Consider the following 19,488-nt stretch of genomic DNA (forward strand, 5'->3'; position numbering starts at 1 on the left):
ATTAAGCGCCGGCTTAGCGCTTGATGGACTGAAGTGGCACCTAAAAAATGCCCAACGCTATAAAGTGTTTAATACAAATGAGTGTTTTTATCAATAAGTCTGCTTTCTAAACTAATATTTGCAGCTATATTTTAGCAGTGTTAATTTAGTAATGAGTTTTGTTCATGTTATCGATATAGGTGTTATTAGTCGCTTTTTAGGCTATTTTACGAGAATATTTTTAAGGTGGCTGTTTAGGGAATACTCATGGATTTAATGCAAGGCTTACTATTAATAACCTCCATACATTTGTTGGCGGCAGCATCACCAGGGCCTGATTTTGTTTTGGTGTCGCAACAAACTTTGTCTAACGGCAAACAAACAGGTTTTATGGTCAGTATTGGTATTGCATTGGGCTTGTCGGTGCATATTATTTATTCTGCGCTAGGTTTAGCTGCTGTTATCGCTAACTCAACAACCGCATTGTGGGCGATAAAAATTATCGGTGGTGGTTATTTAATTTACTTAGGTGTGCAAGGTTTAAGCGCTAAACCGGTCAGTAACCTTGACCCTATTGGCAAAGCCAGCGAGCAAAAAGTGCTGAAAAAACACACCCATTTAAGCGCAATTGCGAAAGGGTTTTTATGCAATGCCTTAAACCCAAAAGCGCCAATATATTTTGTAGCCTTGTTTACTGTGGTTTTATCACCGAATTTACCACTCTTACACTTGGTTATTTACGGTATATGGATGATGATATTACAACTGCTGTGGTTTTCTACTGTGGTGGTTTTACTTTCTCGGCCAAGTGTTAATGAAAAATTTCAACGCTTAGGCCATTGGATCGACCGTGTACTTGGTGGCGCTATGATTTTAATCGGCTTAAAAGTATTGCTCAGCAAAATAAATTAGGTGATTTTCATGACAAATACAGCCGTTAAAAAATATAAAAATTTCAAGTCGTTTTATCCGTTTTATTTAAGCCAACATGAAAATATTACCTGCAGACGGTTACATTTTATTGGCTCTAGTTTAATTATAATTACTCTGGCCTATGTCTTGATTAATGCTGCTTGGATATTGCTCTGGACCTTACCTTTTCTAGGTTATGGCTTTGCTTGGCTTGGTCATTTTTTCTTTGAGAAAAATACACCAGCGACCTTCACTTATCCTTGGTATAGCCTGTTAGGTGACTGGGTTATGTATAAAGACATCTTGATGGGTAAACTTAAGTTCTAAGGGTTTTTTCTTGGCTTTAGTTTGCTTAGCTTTAGTTTACTTGAGTATAGCAAAAGGTTACTTAGTAGGATTGAGCTTGCCAACCAACATAAAATTAAAATAGTAGACTTGATAGCGCAGTCGCAACAATAGCGCTTTAAGAGCAATAGAATCACATAACAAATGTTGGCTGACATGTCGGGGCTGGTGACAAATTATAGTTGTGATTCAAAGCTATTCGCCGTCATTAGCGCTCACATTTAACAAAGCGTCAGACTTAAACACCCCCTTAGAAACACAGTTTAACTCCCCATAAGCTTGCTTAAATACCGCTTACCATAGCACCTGGTCTATTTCATTCAACAATTGTTGGGTGTGATGATTGATCACCAAACTTTGATTTTTTTGATTGCTTTTAATGGTCATTTCTAGTTGCAGGGCACATTTAGATAGCTCCGCAAAGCCAAACATTTGCGCAGCTCCAGCAATGCGATGCGACAGTCTGCCCAGTTGTTCCAAGTCATTATTATTAATGTGTAACACTAAGTCTTGCTGCTCTAATACCAAATTTGATTTAAATTTCTGCACTAAGTCTGACATATCAAGGTTACTAAAAATTTCACTGGCTTTTTCGTACGAAAAACTGCCATCGTAAAATTTTGTAATCGTTGGTATAAAAACATTTCGTTCAATGGGTTTAGATAAATGGCCACTAAAGCCCAAGGATAAATAATGCGTTATTTCATGCGACATGGCGTTTGCCGTTAAGGCAATAATCGGCGTTTTACAGCCCTTTTGCCGCAAAATATTAAACGCTTCGATACCATCCATTTCTGGCATTTGAATATCCATTAAAATTAACGTCGGCTGGTGTTGTTCAAATAAAGCGACCGCTTCTAAACCGTTACGTGCGGTTAACACCTCTAGCCCCAATGACGCTAATAATCGAGCAATAAGTCGTCGATTATCCTTGTGATCTTCAGCCAGTAAAATAGTGCCCTGTAATGGCGCAGCTTCTTCAACAGTGACTTTGGTAGACGATATGCTACTTTCACGGCATTGCTCACTGAAACTGGCTGTACAGGGTAAACTAAAAGCAAAAACACTGCCCTGATTTAGCTCACTTTCAACTTCAATCTTACCCCCCATAATTTTGGCTAACTGGTCTGATAAACATAGTCCTAAGCCGGTACCACCAAAGCGTCGGCTAATACTGCTATCCCCTTGGGTAAAGCTTTCAAATATGCTTTGCAGCTGCGAACTGCTCATACCGATACCACTGTCAGTAATTTTAAACATTAAGTTATTTTCACTTTGACTAATGTTTAATTCTACATGGCCTTTTGGGGTGAATTTAACCGCATTAGCGCATAAGTTGATCAAAATCTGCTTAACTCGAAAACTATCCATCTTGATCAAAAAGGGCTCTGGCAAGTAATGAATAATTTTAAAAGTTAAACCTTTTGAGCTTGCTTGCAAGCTGAACATATTCGCGAGCTCTTGCAAAATGTCGTGCAAGTTTTGTGTTTGTATTTCAAGTTCTATTTTGTTGGCTTCAATTTTACTTAAATCGAGAATGTTGTTCGTCAGTTCGAGTAAATGTAAGCTATTGCCATGAATAATTTTAACTTCTTTACCAATAAACTCTTCTTCAACATCACCACTCATTATCGCTTCGGCTTGACCAATAACTGTGGTTAATGGTGTTCTAATTTCATGACTCATGTTCGCTAAAAACTGACTTTTAATATTATTAGCACTTTGCAACTCTTGCATTAAATATTCGAGTTCGGTGGTTCTTTGTTTTACTTTTGACTCAAGTGCTTGCTTTGAACGCTGCTCTATTAGTCGACGTGCAATTAAAAAACCAATCATTAAGATGGCAATAACCACAATAATTATAATAATACGCGTTTGTGAAGACTGCTCTACTTCGAGTGCTTGTAAACGTTTTTGTTGCTTTAATTGTTCTACTTCTTGTTTTAATTGATCAGAGTTAAATAAGGCTAATTTTGAATTAAGTTCGTTATTATCTAACTCAAATTTTACTTGCAAAAAATCACGTTGACTTTTAACTGCTTTAAAGTTTTCATGCTGCGCGGCATATATAAGTGATTGTAGTGAAAGGTTATATTGCATTTGATCTTTATGATCCCTCTTTTCAGCCATTTCACTTGAACGCTCAGTATATTGTAATGCCAAGTCATATTTCCCTTGATAAAAATAGGCTTTAGCTAAACTATATAATGCAGCTACATAAGCAGTGTCGTGTTCTTGCTCAATACTTAAGCGAAGAGCTTCTGTGGCATAAGCTATAGCTTGGTCGATATTATAAAGGTCGTTATGTAGTTCGGCTAAGTGATATAACACCGTAGCAGTATAAAAATCATATTTATTTTTACGGGAAGAGTTAAGCGACAGTGTCATGTAGTACTCAGCTTTTTCATAATCACCAGCATATTTGTAAGCCTTGCCTATATCACTATATGCCATAACGATACCTTTTTTATCTGAAATTTTTATCCGACTTTCTATTACGTCCAGATACATAGATATCGCTATATCGTAGCGTTTTAGCTCTAAATGAAAGTCGGCAATATTAAATTTCACATCAATTTTATCGGTTTCATTACCAAATTTTTGATATATTTTTTCCGCTAGTTGATAGCTCAACAGCGCACTTTCAAACTCACTGGTTTTTGCATGAACTAAGGCAATATTATTATACAAATTTGCTTGGGCAATGGGCTCATCGAGGATAAAGTAATAATTAAGTGCTTGCTGATATGAATGTAAAGCCAAAGCATATTTACCTTTATAGTAGGCATAAACTCCCACTCTTTTATAGGCGTCAGCTTCAAGTTGTTTTAAGTCAAATTCCTGAGCAAGTTGTTGCTCTTTTTGGGCAACGTCAATGGCATGGTCAAGTTGGCCTAATTGATGAAGTATTCTACTTTGACTAGCTAAAACCGAGATTTTATCTAAGGTAGATAAGGTTTTATCTGTACTGAGCGAGGTAATTAAAACTAAAGCTTGTTTTTTGTCTGCCATGGCTTCGATTATCGATAGCTGCTGGCCAAAGTTTTTACCTATATATTGACTTTGGTTCTGACTGTGCACCGCAGAACTGGTGAACAAATTTGTCAATAAAATGAATAAAGGTAATAACAATATTCGCTTGAAAATTACTTTCGATGACAGCTTAAAATACGCGTGTTTTTTACTAACAAGTAAATTATTCTTTGTGCTCATTTAGCTTTAGTCTATTATTTCAATTGATAAATATATTATTTAGCCGCTAGTTATAGCATTTTAGTATTCGACTAACAACGCTCTAGGTCATTGATTTATTTTGTTGCTTTAAGCAGATATAACACCAACATTTAATCAACAATAAAACACAACTTAATAATTAAAAAATAACCTTTAATTTACATAGCAAAGTTTATTTAGTTACGTTTTACCATAGCACTTGGTCTATCTCATTCAATAATTCTTGGGTGTGATGACTAACACTCGAGTTTTGATTGTTTGGATTATTTTTAATCACTGTTTCTAATTGCAGGGCACATTTAGATAGCTCAGCAAAGCCAAACATTTGCGCGGCACCAGCAATGCGATGCGACAGTCTGCCCAGTTGATCCAAGTCATTATTATTAATGTGTAAGACTAAATCTTGTTGCTCTAACACTAGGTTTGATTTAAATTTTTGCACTAAGTCTGACATATCAAGGTTATTAAAAATTTCACTGGCTTTTTCGTGCGAAAGACTACCGTCATAAAATTTTATAATGGTTGGTATAAAAATATTTCGTTCAATAGGTTTAGATAAATGGCCATTAAAGCCCAAGGATAAATAATGCGTTATTTCATGCGACATGGCGTTTGCCGTTAAGGCAATAATCGGCGTTTTACAGCCCTTTTGCCGCAAAATATTAAATGCCTCGATACCATCCATTTCTGGCATTTGAATATCCATTAAAATCAACTCAGGTTGGTGTTGTTCAAATAAAGCGACTGCTTCTAAACCGTTACGGGCAGTTAACACCTCTAGCCCCAATGACGCTAATAACCGAGCAATAAGTCGTCGATTATCGTTGTGATCGTCCGCCAGTAAAATGGTGCCCTGCAATTTTGGGTGTTCTTCCTCAATAGTAACTTCGGTGGACGATATTTTACTTTCACCGCATTGCTCACTGAAATTGGCGGTACAAGGTAAGCTAAAGGCAAAAACACTGCCCTGATTTAACTCACTTTCAACTTCAATTTTACCGCCCATGATTTTAGCTAACTGGTCTGATAAACATAAGCCTAAGCCGGTACCACCAAAGCGTCGACTAATACTACTATCCCCTTGGGTGAAGCTTTCAAATAGGCTTTGCAGCTGCGAACTACTCATGCCGATGCCACTGTCGGTAATTTTAAATATCAAATTACCTTTGCTTTGACTAATGTTTAATTCTACATGTCCTCTTGGGGTGAACTTAACGGCATTAGCGCATAAGTTGATCAAGATTTGTTTAACTCGAAAACCATCCATCTCGATTAAAAAAGGCTCAGGCAAGCAATGAATAATGTCAAAAGTTAAGCCTTTAGAACTTGCTTGTAAGCTGAACATATTCGCGAGTTCTTGCAAAATGTCGTGCAAGTTTTGTGTTTGTATTTCAAGTTCTATTTTATTGGCTTCAATTTTACTTAAATCGAGAATGTTGTTCGTCAGTTCAAGTAAATGTAAGCTATTGCCATGAATAATTTTAACTTCTTTACCAATAAATTCATCTTCAACATCACCACTCATTATCGCCTCAGCTTGACCAATAACTGTGGTTAAAGGTGTTCTAATTTCATGACTCATGTTCGCTAAAAATTGACTTTTGATCTTGTTAGCACTTTGTAGCTCTTGCATTAAATATTCGAGTTCGGTGGTTCTTTGTTTGACTTTTGACTCAAGTGCTTGCTTTGAGCGCCGCTCTATTAGTCGACGTGCAATTAAAAAACCAATCAGTAAGCTGGCAATAATCATAATCATAATCATAATACGCACTTGTGACGAACGGCTCATTTCCAGTACTTGTAAACGTTTTTGTTGCTTTAACTGCTCAACTTGTTGCTTTAGTTGCTCAGAATCAAAAATAGCCAATTGCGAGTTAAGTTGGTTATTGGCTAATTCAAGTTGTGTTTGCATAAAATCACGTAGGCTTTTAACGGCTTTAAACGGATGATGTTGCGCTGCATATATAAGGGCTTGTAGTGATAAGTTGTGCTTAAGTTGTTCTTTATTGCCGATTTGGTTGATCACTTCAGTAGATTGTTCAAGATGCTGCAATGCTAGTTCATACTTTCCTTGATAAAAATAAGCGGTAGCTAAGCTATATTTTGCCCCCAAATAAGCATTGTTGTGTCCCTGTTCAAGACTTAAGTTAATACCTTCCTTAGCATAAGTTATCGCTTGGTCGATGTTGTGAAGATCATTATTAAGTTCGGCCAAGTTATGTAATGTAGACGCGGCATTATAATCATCTTTATTTTGACGATGTAAACTAAGTGCCAATTTCATGAAGTGTTCAGCTTGTTGATAATCGCCAGCATACTTATAGGAGGAGCCTAAATCACTATACGCCATTGCTAGACCAATTTTATCTGAAATTTCTTTGCGTTTTTCTATAATGTCATAAAACATTTGAATTGATGCATCGTAGCGCTTTAAGCGTAAATGCAAATTGGCAATATTATTTAAGACGTCAAGTTGATCTTTTTTACTGCCAAACTTCTGATAAATAGGTTGAATTTTCTGATATATCGCTAGCTCAAGTTCATTTTGGGCTGTTCTACCATAAACCAAAGCAATGTTGTTGTATAAGTTGGCTTGGGCAATAGGCTCGTCGAGAGTAAGGTAGTAATTAAGTGCTTGTTGGTATGAGTATAAAGCCAAGCGATTTTTACCGTTATAATAGGCATAAACGCCCACTCTTTTATAAGCATTAGCAGCAAGCCTTTTTAAGTCAAATTCATTGGCAAGTTGCTGCTCTTTTTGGGCCGTTTCAATGGCGTGCTCAAGTTGGCCTAATTGATGATATATTCTACTTTGACTGGCTAAAACGGAAAGTTTATCTAAGGTTGATAAGGTTTTGTCTGCACTGAGTAAGGTGATTAAATCTAAAGCTTGGTGTTGATCCACCATGGCTTCGATTGTCGATAGCTGCTGACCAAAGTTTTTATCGACGAATTGGCTTGGGTCTTGGTCTTGGCTTTGACTTTGACCTTGACTTTGCGCAGTAAAGCCAACCAATAGGTTTGTAAATAAAATCAAGAAAAATACTAACAACGTTCGGTTGGGAACCGTCATCCATAACACCTTAAAATACGCTGATTGTTTACTACCAAGTGAATGCTTATATTTGCTCATATAGTTATAATCTATTATTTCAATTGATAAAAGTATATGTGGTTGGTAGTTATAGCATTTTACTATTCTACTAACAATGCAAAGGGTAATTGATTTTTACCTTATCTTACATTGTCTTATGTTTTATTATATTGTGTTATATTTTATTATATTGTCTTACTTTAACATTAGAGCTGTACGACCTCGACAATTTATCCAGAAAAATGGCTGTTATTTCAACATAAATAGTTACTAAAACTTTACTAAAAATTTCACTAAAAACTTAGCCAAAAGCGTAACAAAAGGCTTATAATCCGAGGTTAAATATCCCCATAATCCATGATTAAAGTTATCCCAATGTATCAGAAAACTAAAGTTGCATTCACCCAGTTAAAAAACAATAAATTTTTCGAATTAAGTGTTATCTGTGTCATTATAATTTCTGCACTTGAAATTGGCGCTAAGACTTTCCCGCTTTCAAATACAGCTATTTCTATTACCTCACTGCTCGATACTTTCATCACACTTTTTTTCTTATTTGAAATTTCGTTACGCTTTCTGACAGAAGAAAAGAAAATAAACTTTTTTAAATCAGCTTGGAATATCTTCGATACGCTAGTTGTTGTTATCAGCCTTATCCCGATAAATGATTCTGAAATGGCTTTACTGGCTAGATTAGTGAGAGTGTTTCGTGTTTTAAGAATGGTTTCTGTTGTGCCTGAACTTAGAATACTCATTAACTCACTGGTTAAGGCCATGCCGCAATTAGGCTATGTCGTGTTGTTGATGTTTATAATTTTTTATATCTATGCGGCTGTTGGTAGTTTTTTGTTTAATACCATTAACCCGAAATTATGGGGTGACATCGCTATATCGATGCTGACACTTTTTAGGGTGATGACGTTTGAAGATTGGACCGACATTCAGTATGAGACGATGGAAATTTATCCTTATAGCTGGATTTACTACATGACCTTTATCTTTTTTACCGCATTCGCCTTTCTCAACATGGTCATTGGCATTGTGGTTAATGTGATGGAAGAAGAGCGCTCAAAAGTAAAGAACAAAAATCAGCCAACGTTGAGTGACTTAAAACAAGAGATAACAGAATTAAAAACACTTATTTTGCAGCTGGATAACAAAAAGGATCACTAGGTAAGTGGCTTTTTGGCTACGCGCGTTACAAGTTAACGCCTTAGCCATACTGATAACTTTATCGACAACTTTTAATTATCAGTATGAATAACATAAAAATCTGGCGTCACTGCAAGTAACAGCAAATTTAACCCTATCGTTTAACCAGTCAAGCCCTATTTAACATGGCTGAAAATCGCTAATACCTAGTGATTATCCGCTGCGTCATTATCAATAAAGCGAGTGATAATACTGGCACAATAGCGCTATTTATCTAAACCACCCAGGCATAAATATTTAATTTCTAAATAATCATCTAAGCCATATTTCGAGCCTTCACGGCCACTACCTGATTGCTTAACACCACCAAATGGCGCAGCAGCATTAGAAATAATGCCTTCATTAATGCCAATCATTCCATACTCAAGCCCTTCAGCAACACGCCAAATTCTGCCAATATCTCTGGCATAAAAATAAGCGGCTAGACCAAATTTTGTATCATTAGCCATAGCGATGACCTCGGCTTCATTATCGAAGGCGATAATGGGAGAAACTGGACCAAATATTTCATTTTTAGCAACGGGCATATCATTGGTAACATGACTCAAAATTGTTGCTTGGTAAAAGTTTTCGCCCGCGGGGTCTTTCTTAGCACCCAAAATGACTTTCGCGCCCGCGGCAATAGATGCTTGCACTAATTTATCAACATCATTAACCGCCTGGCTAGAAATCATAGGACCAATAATAGTCCCGTCATCTAAACCATTACCTATAACTAATTTCGCCACGCTAGCTGTGAATTTTTCAGTAAATTCTTCCAACACTTGGTTTTGAACGAAAATACGATTAGTGCAAACACAAGTTTGGCCAGCATTACGATATTTTGAAAGCAACGCCCCTTGTACAGCCGCATCAATGTCAGCATCGGCAAAAACGATAAAAGGCGCATTGCCGCCCAACTCCATTGATACCTTCTTCACGGTTGTAGCACATTGGCTCAACAACGTTTTTCCTACGGGCGTTGACCCTGTGAAGGTAAACTTAGCAACATCAGGGTGCTGAGTTAACACTTTGCCTATACCACTAGCATCGTCACCAACCACCACATTAAATACCCCTGCAGGAATGCCTGCTCGCTCGGCAAGCTCAGCCATGGCTAACGCTGAAAGTGGTGTTTGTGTTGCCGGACGAACAACGAAGGTACAACCGGCGGCTAGTGCAGCCCCGGCTTTTCTGGCGATCATAGCATTAGGGAAGTTCCAGGGTGTGATCGAGGCAACGACACCTACCGGCTGTTTAATCACTATAATGCGCTTATCCCCTGATGGTCCTGGGATAGTATCACCATAAACCCGCTTGCCTTCTTCTGCAAACCATTCAATAAATGCCGCGCCATAAGCTACTTCGCCTTTAGCTTCGGCAAGTGGCTTACCTTGTTCTAAGGTTAATATTCGCCCAAGATCGTCTTGATGTTGCATCATCAAATTAAACCAATTACGCATTATGCCTGCACGTTCGTTAGCCGATTTTCCCGACCACATTTTTAATGCACCTTTAGCGGCATTTACCGCTAATTCTGTTTCAACAACACCAGCATTACTGACCTTCGCCACTTCACTGCCATCAGCTGGATTGGTCACAATGATCTGAGCTTCACTGCTACGCCAATGACCATTAATGTATGAACAATTTTTAACTAACTGACTATCTTGTAAACCAAGATCTGAGTTATTTTGCATATTAAGCTCCATTGCAATCTGTTTAGTTATGAATATCAATTAAAATAAGGAATACGTCAACTGACATCTCTGCTGATGATCTTAAAATAAGTAAAAGCTATTTATGCCCATTTGATTAATTACTTGCTCACGTTAAGGGTTAACATAAACAGCTGCTCTGTGATGAGATTTATAAGTAGCCTAACTACTGACTACGTTTTATGACTGGTCATTATTCATTTTCAGTTATAAAAAAGCTGAGTTCCTCATTAATCAAATCGATACTAACGATGACTTTAATAAAAAGTTATAAAATAACAGGCTCTAGCAGTTTCATTAAGTTTGTGATCTTGTTGTGCGGGGAAATATAGTGATCATCAGCCTAGCTAAAACTTAAACTCAGTTATGCCAATTAGCACTTAAGCATTTAAGCTAAGAGTAAAAATAAAGGTTATTAAATTTTTTGAAGTGAAAATAAATTAGGGGTAGTAAGAATTTTTAAATAAAAATAAGGCCGCTTGAATACGACAGTAACGCAGATAAAGCGAAATTAGTATTCAACAGCGGCCCTTGTTGTTATATCAAAGTGATTAACTATTCACCTTGAACAGGTTCATCCCAAGAAAGATGATGTTCAGCCAATACGACTAAATTTTCACTGTTAATCAAACGATGTGATGCAGCATAGCCAAGTATATTCTCAACAGTCTCTTCTGGACGGCTTGAAATAATAGCAGTTTCATCTGATGAGAAATTACACAAACCACGTGCTATTTCTTCACCTTTTTCATCATAGACGTGAAGTACGTCTGCACGTTCGAAATTTCCGTGTATAGAAACAACATCATGGCAGGTAAAACCATCGTCACCACCATATAATGAGTCAGCTACATCTTGTTTTATCACTAGGCTACCAGCCATTTGCAAGCGATCTGTTAACCAAATATTCCATGCCGATGAAGGAGATGAATGGGCAATACATTTGGTGTGCTTGCGTTCGCCACGTAGTATTGCAGTAACAGGATCTTCCATTGTTCCTCTCGCAATAATGGTGGTGCAACCGGCATTCTGTGCCATATTTGCTGCTTGCAATTTAGTTAGCATACCGCCGGTACCTAAAGAACTGGTACTGCTTGCCGCTTCCATATAACTGCTCACATCTTCAATAGACTCAACAAATATCGCACCTTCTTCTGAAGGGTTTCGGTCATAAACGCCGTCGATACAAGTTAAAATAAACAGATACTCAGCACCAATCATTTGAGCGACTTTCGCTGCTAGTCTATCGTTGTCACCAACACGAATTTCTTCGGTGGTCACGGTATCATTTTCGTTGACAATCGGCATTACACCCTGTTTTATCAAACGGTGTACCGTATTTTTGACGTTAAGAAAGCGACGTCGATTTTCGAGATCATCTAAGGTAACTAATACCTGTGCAATATCAAAACCATACTCTAATGCAATTTGCTTATAAGCATGCATTAAGATGGGTTGTCCACAAGCCGCTGCTGCTTGCTTGTCTTGAACGCTGGCGTTTTCAATGGTACAGCCAACGGTATTAAGACCTAATGCAACTGATCCTGAAGACGTAAGTACAACTTCGTATCCTTGATCACGTAACGCAGAAATATCACTAAGCAAGCCATGCATGAAGGCGAAACTAGGTGTTAAATTCTTAACGTTTGCTAAAAGGCTCGAGCCAACTTTAATGACTATACGAGGTTTGATTCGTGAAACTTTTTCTGATTTTGGTTGTTCGAATGAGGGCAAAATGACTCCGTTTTCTGATTAATATAATTAAACATCTGGGCTGAACCAATAAAAAGTTGGTGCATAAGTCTACAGATATTTCCGTAATATTTTTTGTCGTTGTGCGATTATCTTATTATCAAAACATCAGTTTTACTAGCAATATATTGCCTTGGGGATGATAGATAAAAGATAGATAAAAAATTGCTGAAACGTTTTAAAAAACGTTAAAATTTGACAACAATCGACAAATGAGTTGGGAGATTATATACTAAAAACCCTATTTTTTCAATTGAACTTAAAATCACCTTTGCAAAACGAATGCAAAACGAGTTTTTAAGATTATATTGAACACTTGCAAAACAGGCTGTATTTCATTCAACAGCAAACTAAAAGCATGAGGAGTTTTGTGTCATTAATTATGATTGGTTGTAGGACGATTGTGCTTCATTGTTGACTCACTGGGTAACTTCTACTGATCAGACAATGACCATCATTAACCCTTCTTTAGTCAAAACGCCTCCCAGTATTGTTGTCACACAAGCAATTAAAGAGCTGTCTAATCAAGGTTATGGCGATTAAAGCGCACTTATTGAAAAAGTATGGTTAGCCTATTGTCGCTACCTTACTGATTCAGCTTACCTTATTGCTATCGCCGAGGGCTACTCGGTATCTTCAATAGAAAAGCGGGTTGGCAAACAAACGATTCTGTCTTTGATGCAAAATGTGCTGGCGCAAATTGGTCGAGGTGTTAGCGCAATTAGACACTGTCGTTGGGTTAACTAAAGCATTGGGTTATACGGATTTGGCTGCCAGCGAAGCTGAGCTAAACCGAGTGACAGTATTGGTGAGAAACGGCTCTGTTTATGCTTTTAAAATTACGCGCTACTGAATTGAATCAGCGATAACAATGGGGTTTTTACCTCGCACCACCAAAGCATAGTTACTCGACACACTTGGTGGTTCAATGGAACTGCCAATGACGCACGAACAGCACGTCTAAATATGATGCAACTAAGTGATCAGTAAAAATGGTACAATGGAAACAGAATTAGCAGCGTCTAAATAAAATGTCAAATGAGATACACTCATTAACTCGACCGTTTTAGCGACTGCTCAACAGCCAGTCGCGCTGCGTTGATACTTCTTCGCCAAGGTGATGAAGTGGCTCAAGGTTAAATAAATAACGATTAAATTAACATCTAAAGTAGTATTGAGCACAGTGAATACTACTAAGTGCTTTAAGCTGAACTTTTACTATTTTTTTAATATTATTTTTAATATAAATATTGGCAATAAAAATAAAAGTTAACCATTCAATAGCATAACCTTGAATTTACCAAACAGTTTAGAGTGAAGCGAATAAGCAAAAGGAAACTCATTTATGTCAAATAGTAATAAAATTATCGATACTGAAACTATGATTGAAAATCTTGGTAAGCAGGCTAAAGCCGCAGCCAAGATTCTGGCCAGTGCCACTACCGAACAAAAAAACCAAGCATTAACCGTTGCCGCCGATGCTTTACGTCAGAATACGCCAGCACTACTCGAAGCAAATGCTTTAGACGTTTTAAGTGTTAGAAAAGCGGGTAAAGCTGAGTCATTTATTGATCGCCTTGAATTGAACCCTGAAAGAGTCGAAGCTATGGCTGTCGCTTTAGAAAGCATTGCCAAATTACCCGATCCTATTGGTCGAGCTCTAGCAGAATTTGATCGTCCCAATGGCCTAAAAATAACCCGTGTATCAACCCCTATCGGTGTTATTGGCATGATCTATGAGTCTCGCCCCAATGTGGGTGCAGATGCTGGTGCCTTATGTTTAAAATCAGGTAATACGGTGATATTGCGTGGCGGCTCTGAAAGTCTTAATTCTACTCGCATTATTGTTGAGTGTATGGCAACAGGCTTGCGTGCAGCTAATTTACCAACCACTTGTATACAACTCGTTGATACCGATGACCGTTCTGCCGTTGCTGCATTACTGCGTTGTGCTGAATATGTTGACTTAGTTATCCCTCGTGGTGGCCGTGGCCTTGTAGAGCTAGTGAGAAACGAAGCTCAGGTGCCAACATTATTGCATCTCGATGGCAACAACCACATTTATATTGATAAAGACGCCGACTTAGCAAAAGCATTGAGTATTGTTAAAAATGCCAAACTACGTAGAACCGGTGTTTGTGGTGCGACCGAAAGTTTAGTCGTAAACCAAGCAATAGCTGCTGAGTTTTTGCCTAAATTGCTTAATACCTTAGAGCATTGTGAAGTTCGAGGTGACCTTGCAGCTCAAGCCTGTGACGCACGAATTAATCCCGCTAATGACGCTGACTGGGACACCGAATATCTTGACGCTATTTTATCGGTCAAAGTTGTAGCCGATTTAGAAGAAGCGCTTGATTTTATCGACCAGCACTCGTCTAAACATACTGACGCTATTATTACTGAAAACGCAGAAACCGCAGAAATTTTCATGCGCGCCGTTGATTCAGCGGTAGTGATGCATAATGCATCAACCCAGTTTTCAGACGGTGGTGAATTTGGTATGGGCGCTGAAATCGGTATTGCTACCGGTAAAATTCACGCACGTGGACCTGTAGGTCTTGAGCAACTAACCATATTTAAATATCGTGTTGCTGGCCAAGGACAAATCCGTCCTTAATCCTAAGCACAAGATGAACTAAGTAAAACATAAAGCTATTAATCGCTATTGATTAATAGCTTTATGTTTATTTTATCTTTGTGCAGGCCATCGATTTCGACAAAATGATGAAATAGAAAAATGTCTTAGCAATTTATTTATAGAAACGGTCCATGTTTTTAAACCCTTCTTGTACATTTAAAATTTTTAATCCTTAACGTTTTATTAACTATTGCTTACTTAATAGCCCATAAGTCAGCCTGCAAAAATAAAATGATAAAAACATAAAATCAAAACCAACAAATCGTTAAAAAAACTTTGCTAACCCGTGTTAACTAGGTAAGCTCAAACCAAAGCATTAACAACCACAATAATAATTATCATTTATGAGTAATATCAGAGATTCATTTCATTCGAGAATAGGTTTTGTTCTCGCTGCCGCAGGTTCGGCCATTGGTTTAGGCAATATTTGGGGTTTTCCAACTCAAGCAGCCAATAATGGTGGTGGCGCCTTTTTATTTGTTTATTTAGTCGTTACCATATTACTTGCCCTACCGGCACTTTATGCCGAAGTTTATATTGGCAACCAAGCACAGAAAAACCCAGTTTCAGCATTAGAAGATGCTTGTCGCGATACCGCACCAAGGCTTGGTAAATATGCCGGTCTGATTGGTTTAGGCGGCGCTATCATGATGTTAAGTTTCTACACCATTGTGGCTGGCTGGATGCTCGCACATGCAATATCACCACTTGCAGAGTTATTAGGTTATCATGATATTTCTCAGTGGCTTGCTACATCAAGCACGTTAAGAAATTTATTATTTACACCCGTTTTTATATTACTTGGCGCGGCTATTATTCATCAAGGGGTTAACGCCGGCATTGAAAAGTGGTCTGCGCGATTAATGCCAGTTTTATTGATCATGCTAGTCGCGTTAATTACTTACATATTGCAACAACCCGGGGCTGAAAAAGGTTTAAGAACATATTTAATACCCGATTTTTCACAGGTCACTAATCCAAAGTTAATTATTTCTGCCATGGGCCAAGCCTTTTTCTCACTCTCTATTGGCGTTGGTGGCATGATGGTTTACGGCTCCTATATGAAGAAAGATGACGATATAGGTAAGCTCGCTATTTCTATTACCGTACTCGATACCTTTATTGCTTTTATGGCTGGTTTATTAATTATTCCAGCACTTTATGTTGCAGAAGCCGCCGGACAGCAAGTATTTCAAGGTGATAAGTTAATTGGTGAGGGTCAACTTATTTTCAACATATTGCCTGAGCTTTTTAACTCTATGGGCAACATAGGCATGGTAGTAGCCATAGGCTTTTTTTCGTTATTATCAATTGCTGCCCTCACCTCAACCATTTCCTCAACAGAAGTACCTGTGGCTTATCTTGTTGAAGATAAAAATCTTAGCCGTTCTAAGGCAACTTGGTTGGTATCAGCCATTGTATTAACCGCCAGTATGACCATAATCACATTTTTTGATAGCCTGTTTGGCATGGTAATTCGTCTACTTACGACTATTTTACAGCCACTGAGCTGTTTGTTTTACTTTATTGTTGTTGGCTGGTTATGGAAACGCGGTAACAAGCTACGCGATGTGTCTTTGCAAGAAGGCAGAAAGTGGTTACCCATATGGGGCAATTATTTACGCTTTGTTTGTCCGTTATTGTTAACGGTAGTTTTTGTCAATGTTGCTATATTAAATTAAAGTCGCTTCACTTAAGTTAAATTAAGGTAAGTCAAATAGATGGAATTGCTAATTGTGCGATTAACTTTACTTTAGCCTATTAGCGTAAACCATCATTTAAAAACGTCCCTATACCAGTGTATAGGGACGTTTTTAAAAGCATTATCATCCAACTATAGCTCGGTATTTATGCCGTAAACTTAACTGGCAAGCCTTATTAATCCTATAGGTATATAAAGATGTACCTATAAGTACTTAAGCTAAGCGTTTACTATCTCAATTATTGGCTCATATTATTTCGAGCGGTTTTAGGTCGGTATAATATTGGAGGGCTAACTTTACACTTTGTTTAGGATTGAGCTTTGATGTTATTGCCCAAGCGTAATACCGAGGTAAAATATCGACGTGGGCAACTTGGTATTTAGCGTTCGCTGTTAGCACTTACTGTTAGCTATGAGCATATAATTTATAGCTCTGATAATGATTGAGCATTAACCTACTGCTGCTAGAGCACTCAAGTTATAGTCGTATTTATTCCGATGTTATCGCTACACTCTCTTCTTCCTCTGCTTCTTTTTCACTTTCTTCTTTATCTTCTTGCTTTAATTCTACCTGCTCTATTTTATCAAAACGGTTGCTAATCTTATCCGCTGAGGTATGGATTTGTTTTACGTCACTTGCCGCTTGATCAATATGTTTTGCTAAATTGGCAAAGCGGCCCTTAAAGCGAGAAAAATCAGCTGAAAGATGCGACAAATGCGCTTGAATAACATGTATTTGTTTGCGGGTTGCTTCGTCTTTTAACACTGAACGTGCGGTGGTTAAAATCGCCATCAGTGTTGTTGGCGAGGCTAACCAGACGCGTTTTTTATTGGCATAATCAACCAAGTCACCGTGGTGTGCATGTATTTCTGCAAAAATAGCTTCTGCTGGAATAAACATTATCGCGCCATCGGCGGTTTCTTTTTCAATGAGATATTTATCGCTGATATCATTAATATGCTTCTTAATATCAATTTTAAATTGCCGCTCGGCTGCTTTACGCTCAAATTCACCTAAGGTATTGTCAGCCATTTTTTTAAAGCTTTCTAGCGGGAACTTGGAGTCAACCACCACATTACCGGTTGGCTTAGGTAGAAACAAAATACAGTCAGCAATTTTACCGTTTGACAAGGTATGTTGCAGTGAAAAGTGCTGTTCCGGTAATACGTTACGAATTAAAGCATTTAACTGTACTTCGCCAAAAGCACCACGTGAGCGTTTATCTGACAGTACTTCTTGCAAGCTCACCACATTAGTGGACAGTTCAGTAATTTTTTTCTGTGCATCATCAATCAAAGCTAATCGTTGTAAAATGTCATTAAAGGTTTTGGTGGTTTTTTCGAAGCCGTCGGCTAAACGCTTTTCGACCTGGCCACTAATATCTTTTAGACGGTTATCAGTTGAAATCGTTAAGTCATCAATTCTTTTAGCCATTTGCTCACTGGATAAATGCAGTGATTTTGCCATTTCTTCTCGGCCAAGTTTAGAGGTTGCTGTAAGTTGGCTGGATAATTGTTCTGTGGCGTTGCGTTGATTATCATTAAAAGTGATGTGGTGTTCATATAAGGTCTTTTTAAGTTGCTCACTATGGCTATATAGTTGCTGTGCTTGTTTTTCACCTTGCTCACCATGTTGGCGTAATAATTTTAATTTAAAATCAGAGATTTGCTGCTCAAAGTAGGTTTTTAGTTCACTTTGCTGATGAGCTAATTGCTGATGATTAAAACTTAACTGTTGTTGTAGTTGCTGCTGATTATTGCCGTTAACTTCATAACTAAGGTTTACTTTTTCAGCTAACTGCTGCAAAAGTTGCTGTTGTGCTAGAGAGGATACTTGGCTTTTTTTTACTTGGCGAAATAACACTAACGCAATGATAATTAAACTAATAATTAATACTAGCACCATAAAGACCAAGACAGGAAAATTATCTAAAGCTAACCAAGGTGAATTGAATGGGAAGTCAAGTGGCGGGTTAAGTGAAGAGTTGGATAGTGAATTCATTGTAAAGCCAAATACTGTAAATATTAACAGTTATTAAAGCATACTTTATTAATAAGGTTAATCGTTATTTAACATCAACTCGGGTCGGTTAATGAATACATATTTAGCCAATACAAACAATTTATCAATAACCTAAAAAGACACGTTTAAATTTATGCCAGACAAAATAATCACTACTTTAGTTTTATCTAGTCACATAGCGTGATTTTAGTCACAACAGCTAGCTATTAGTTAAACAATAAAAACAGCTAGTAGTAAAAATGATTTGTTCATACCCATTTAATTAATTAGGTAGTCTACTTTATACGTAGTAAAAATGGCCAAATATAAGGCATTTATTTAATCACTAGTTGTGCTAATTATTAAATAAATAACGCAGTAGTGGGTTATTTTAATCAGTAAAAATGATTAGATAATTAGTGAGATTGGTATCACTAACCTGAAACAGCCATGGCTGATGTTATTAGATTCTGTCGCCAAACTTATCGATAATAGCAACGGCACCATCACAAACCGCAATGATAGATTTATCCAGTTTAAAGCTTGCGGGGATCACGACTCGACCGGTTTTACTTTGCGGAAACGTGCGCACTTCATGCATAAGTTTTAATGATATATCACTATAAAAAATGATAGTAATAAGGCGATGTTCAACATCGTTATGTTCGTCCATTAATAATTTGCAACCTTTCAAATTTAGCTTTATAACTAGATGAATTAATTAAAATTCTACAGCAGAAATACAAAGTCGTCATGCAATTAATTAACTATCTTTTTTTATTATATTAAACAACACCTCACTTTTTTCACGTAACATTTTAATAGCACTTCAATAACATTTCGCTGGTGTTTTTGGCTAGTTCCATTGATATTAAGACCTTTATTTTGACCAAAAAAAAACGCCCTAATGGGCGTTTATAC

11 protein-coding genes are annotated in these 19,488 nt (G+C 37.4%); 5 read left to right on the top strand and 6 right to left on the bottom strand.

Features of this window, described 5'->3' with window-relative positions; all coding sequences use genetic code 11:
• Positions 1-246 precede the first annotated feature (246 nt).
• Together H4J65_RS01840 and H4J65_RS01845 are read left to right on the top strand one after the other, a co-directional pair.
• Positions 247-891 (top strand): LysE family translocator, encoded by a 645-nt coding sequence (locus tag H4J65_RS01840; protein ID WP_182135620.1) that lies wholly within the window; start codon positions 247-249, stop codon positions 889-891.
• Positions 892-900: 9 nt separating this feature from the next.
• A complete protein-coding gene (locus tag H4J65_RS01845) occupies positions 901-1,218 on the top strand; it encodes a DUF962 domain-containing protein (protein ID WP_182135619.1) in 318 nt (105 codons plus the stop codon).
• 312 nt (positions 1,219-1,530) lie between these two features.
• Here H4J65_RS01845 and H4J65_RS01850 read toward each other — a convergent pair whose 3' ends face one another.
• Positions 1,531-4,335, bottom strand: coding sequence for a response regulator (locus H4J65_RS01850; protein WP_182194722.1), 2,805 nt, complete (start codon positions 4,333-4,335; stop codon positions 1,531-1,533).
• Positions 4,336-4,657: 322 nt separating this feature from the next.
• The gene (locus H4J65_RS01855; protein ID WP_182194725.1) at positions 4,658-7,543 is read right to left on the bottom strand and encodes a response regulator; all 2,886 of its coding nucleotides are present in this window, start codon (positions 7,541-7,543) and stop codon (positions 4,658-4,660) included.
• A gap of 396 nt (positions 7,544-7,939) precedes the next feature.
• Here H4J65_RS01855 and H4J65_RS01860 point away from each other — a divergent pair, with 396 nt between their 5' ends.
• Positions 7,940-8,737 carry an ion transporter gene (locus H4J65_RS01860; RefSeq protein ID WP_182184244.1) on the top strand — a complete coding sequence of 266 codons (798 nt, stop codon included), beginning with the start codon at positions 7,940-7,942 and terminating at the stop codon, positions 8,735-8,737.
• Positions 8,738-8,982: 245 nt separating this feature from the next.
• Here H4J65_RS01860 and H4J65_RS01865 read toward each other — a convergent pair whose 3' ends face one another.
• Positions 8,983-10,455: an NAD-dependent succinate-semialdehyde dehydrogenase gene (locus H4J65_RS01865; RefSeq protein WP_182194728.1), complete on the bottom strand. Its 1,473-nt coding sequence runs from the start codon at positions 10,453-10,455 to the stop codon at positions 8,983-8,985.
• Between the two features lie 573 nt (positions 10,456-11,028).
• Positions 11,029-12,207 (bottom strand): glutamate 5-kinase, encoded by a 1,179-nt coding sequence (gene proB / locus H4J65_RS01870; RefSeq protein WP_182135614.1) that lies wholly within the window; start codon positions 12,205-12,207, stop codon positions 11,029-11,031.
• A 1,363-nt stretch (positions 12,208-13,570) separates the two neighbouring features.
• Here proB and H4J65_RS01875 point away from each other — a divergent pair.
• Together H4J65_RS01875 and H4J65_RS01880 are read left to right on the top strand one after the other, a co-directional pair.
• Positions 13,571-14,842 carry a glutamate-5-semialdehyde dehydrogenase gene (locus H4J65_RS01875; protein ID WP_182184242.1) on the top strand — a complete coding sequence of 424 codons (1,272 nt, stop codon included), beginning with the start codon at positions 13,571-13,573 and terminating at the stop codon, positions 14,840-14,842.
• Between the two features lie 365 nt (positions 14,843-15,207).
• Positions 15,208-16,545 (top strand): sodium-dependent transporter, encoded by a 1,338-nt coding sequence (locus H4J65_RS01880; RefSeq protein WP_182194733.1) that lies wholly within the window; start codon positions 15,208-15,210, stop codon positions 16,543-16,545.
• Positions 16,546-17,055: 510 nt separating this feature from the next.
• Here the strand turns inward: H4J65_RS01880 and H4J65_RS01885 are convergent.
• Positions 17,056-18,567, bottom strand: coding sequence for a DNA recombination protein RmuC (locus H4J65_RS01885; RefSeq protein ID WP_259367469.1), 1,512 nt, complete (start codon positions 18,565-18,567; stop codon positions 17,056-17,058).
• A gap of 463 nt (positions 18,568-19,030) precedes the next feature.
• On the bottom strand, positions 19,031-19,240 hold the full coding sequence (locus H4J65_RS01890; RefSeq protein ID WP_182135611.1) for a TIGR02922 family protein: 210 nt from the start codon (positions 19,238-19,240) through the stop codon (positions 19,031-19,033).
• Positions 19,241-19,488: the final 248 nt, after the last annotated feature.

It is taken from the genome of Colwellia sp. MB02u-9 (assembly GCF_014077085.1).
GTDB lineage: Bacteria > Pseudomonadota > Gammaproteobacteria > Enterobacterales > Alteromonadaceae > Cognaticolwellia.

Excerpts from the sequence above, each read along its gene's own strand:
- H4J65_RS01865 (WP_182194728.1), bottom strand. The coding sequence starts at position 10,455 with ATGCAAAATAACTCAGATCTTGGTTTACAAGATAGTCAGTTAGTTAAA.
- H4J65_RS01885 (WP_259367469.1), bottom strand. The coding sequence starts at position 18,567 with ATGAATTCACTATCCAACTCTTCACTTAACCCGCCACTTGACTTCCCA.
- H4J65_RS01890 (WP_182135611.1), bottom strand. The coding sequence starts at position 19,240 with ATGGACGAACATAACGATGTTGAACATCGCCTTATTACTATCATTTTT.
- H4J65_RS01875 (WP_182184242.1), top strand. The coding sequence starts at position 13,571 with ATGTCAAATAGTAATAAAATTATCGATACTGAAACTATGATTGAAAAT.
- H4J65_RS01840 (WP_182135620.1), top strand. The coding sequence starts at position 247 with ATGGATTTAATGCAAGGCTTACTATTAATAACCTCCATACATTTGTTG.
- H4J65_RS01880 (WP_182194733.1), top strand. The coding sequence starts at position 15,208 with ATGAGTAATATCAGAGATTCATTTCATTCGAGAATAGGTTTTGTTCTC.
- H4J65_RS01860 (WP_182184244.1), top strand. The coding sequence starts at position 7,940 with ATGTATCAGAAAACTAAAGTTGCATTCACCCAGTTAAAAAACAATAAA.
- H4J65_RS01855 (WP_182194725.1), bottom strand. The coding sequence starts at position 7,543 with ATGACGGTTCCCAACCGAACGTTGTTAGTATTTTTCTTGATTTTATTT.
- H4J65_RS01845 (WP_182135619.1), top strand. The coding sequence starts at position 901 with ATGACAAATACAGCCGTTAAAAAATATAAAAATTTCAAGTCGTTTTAT.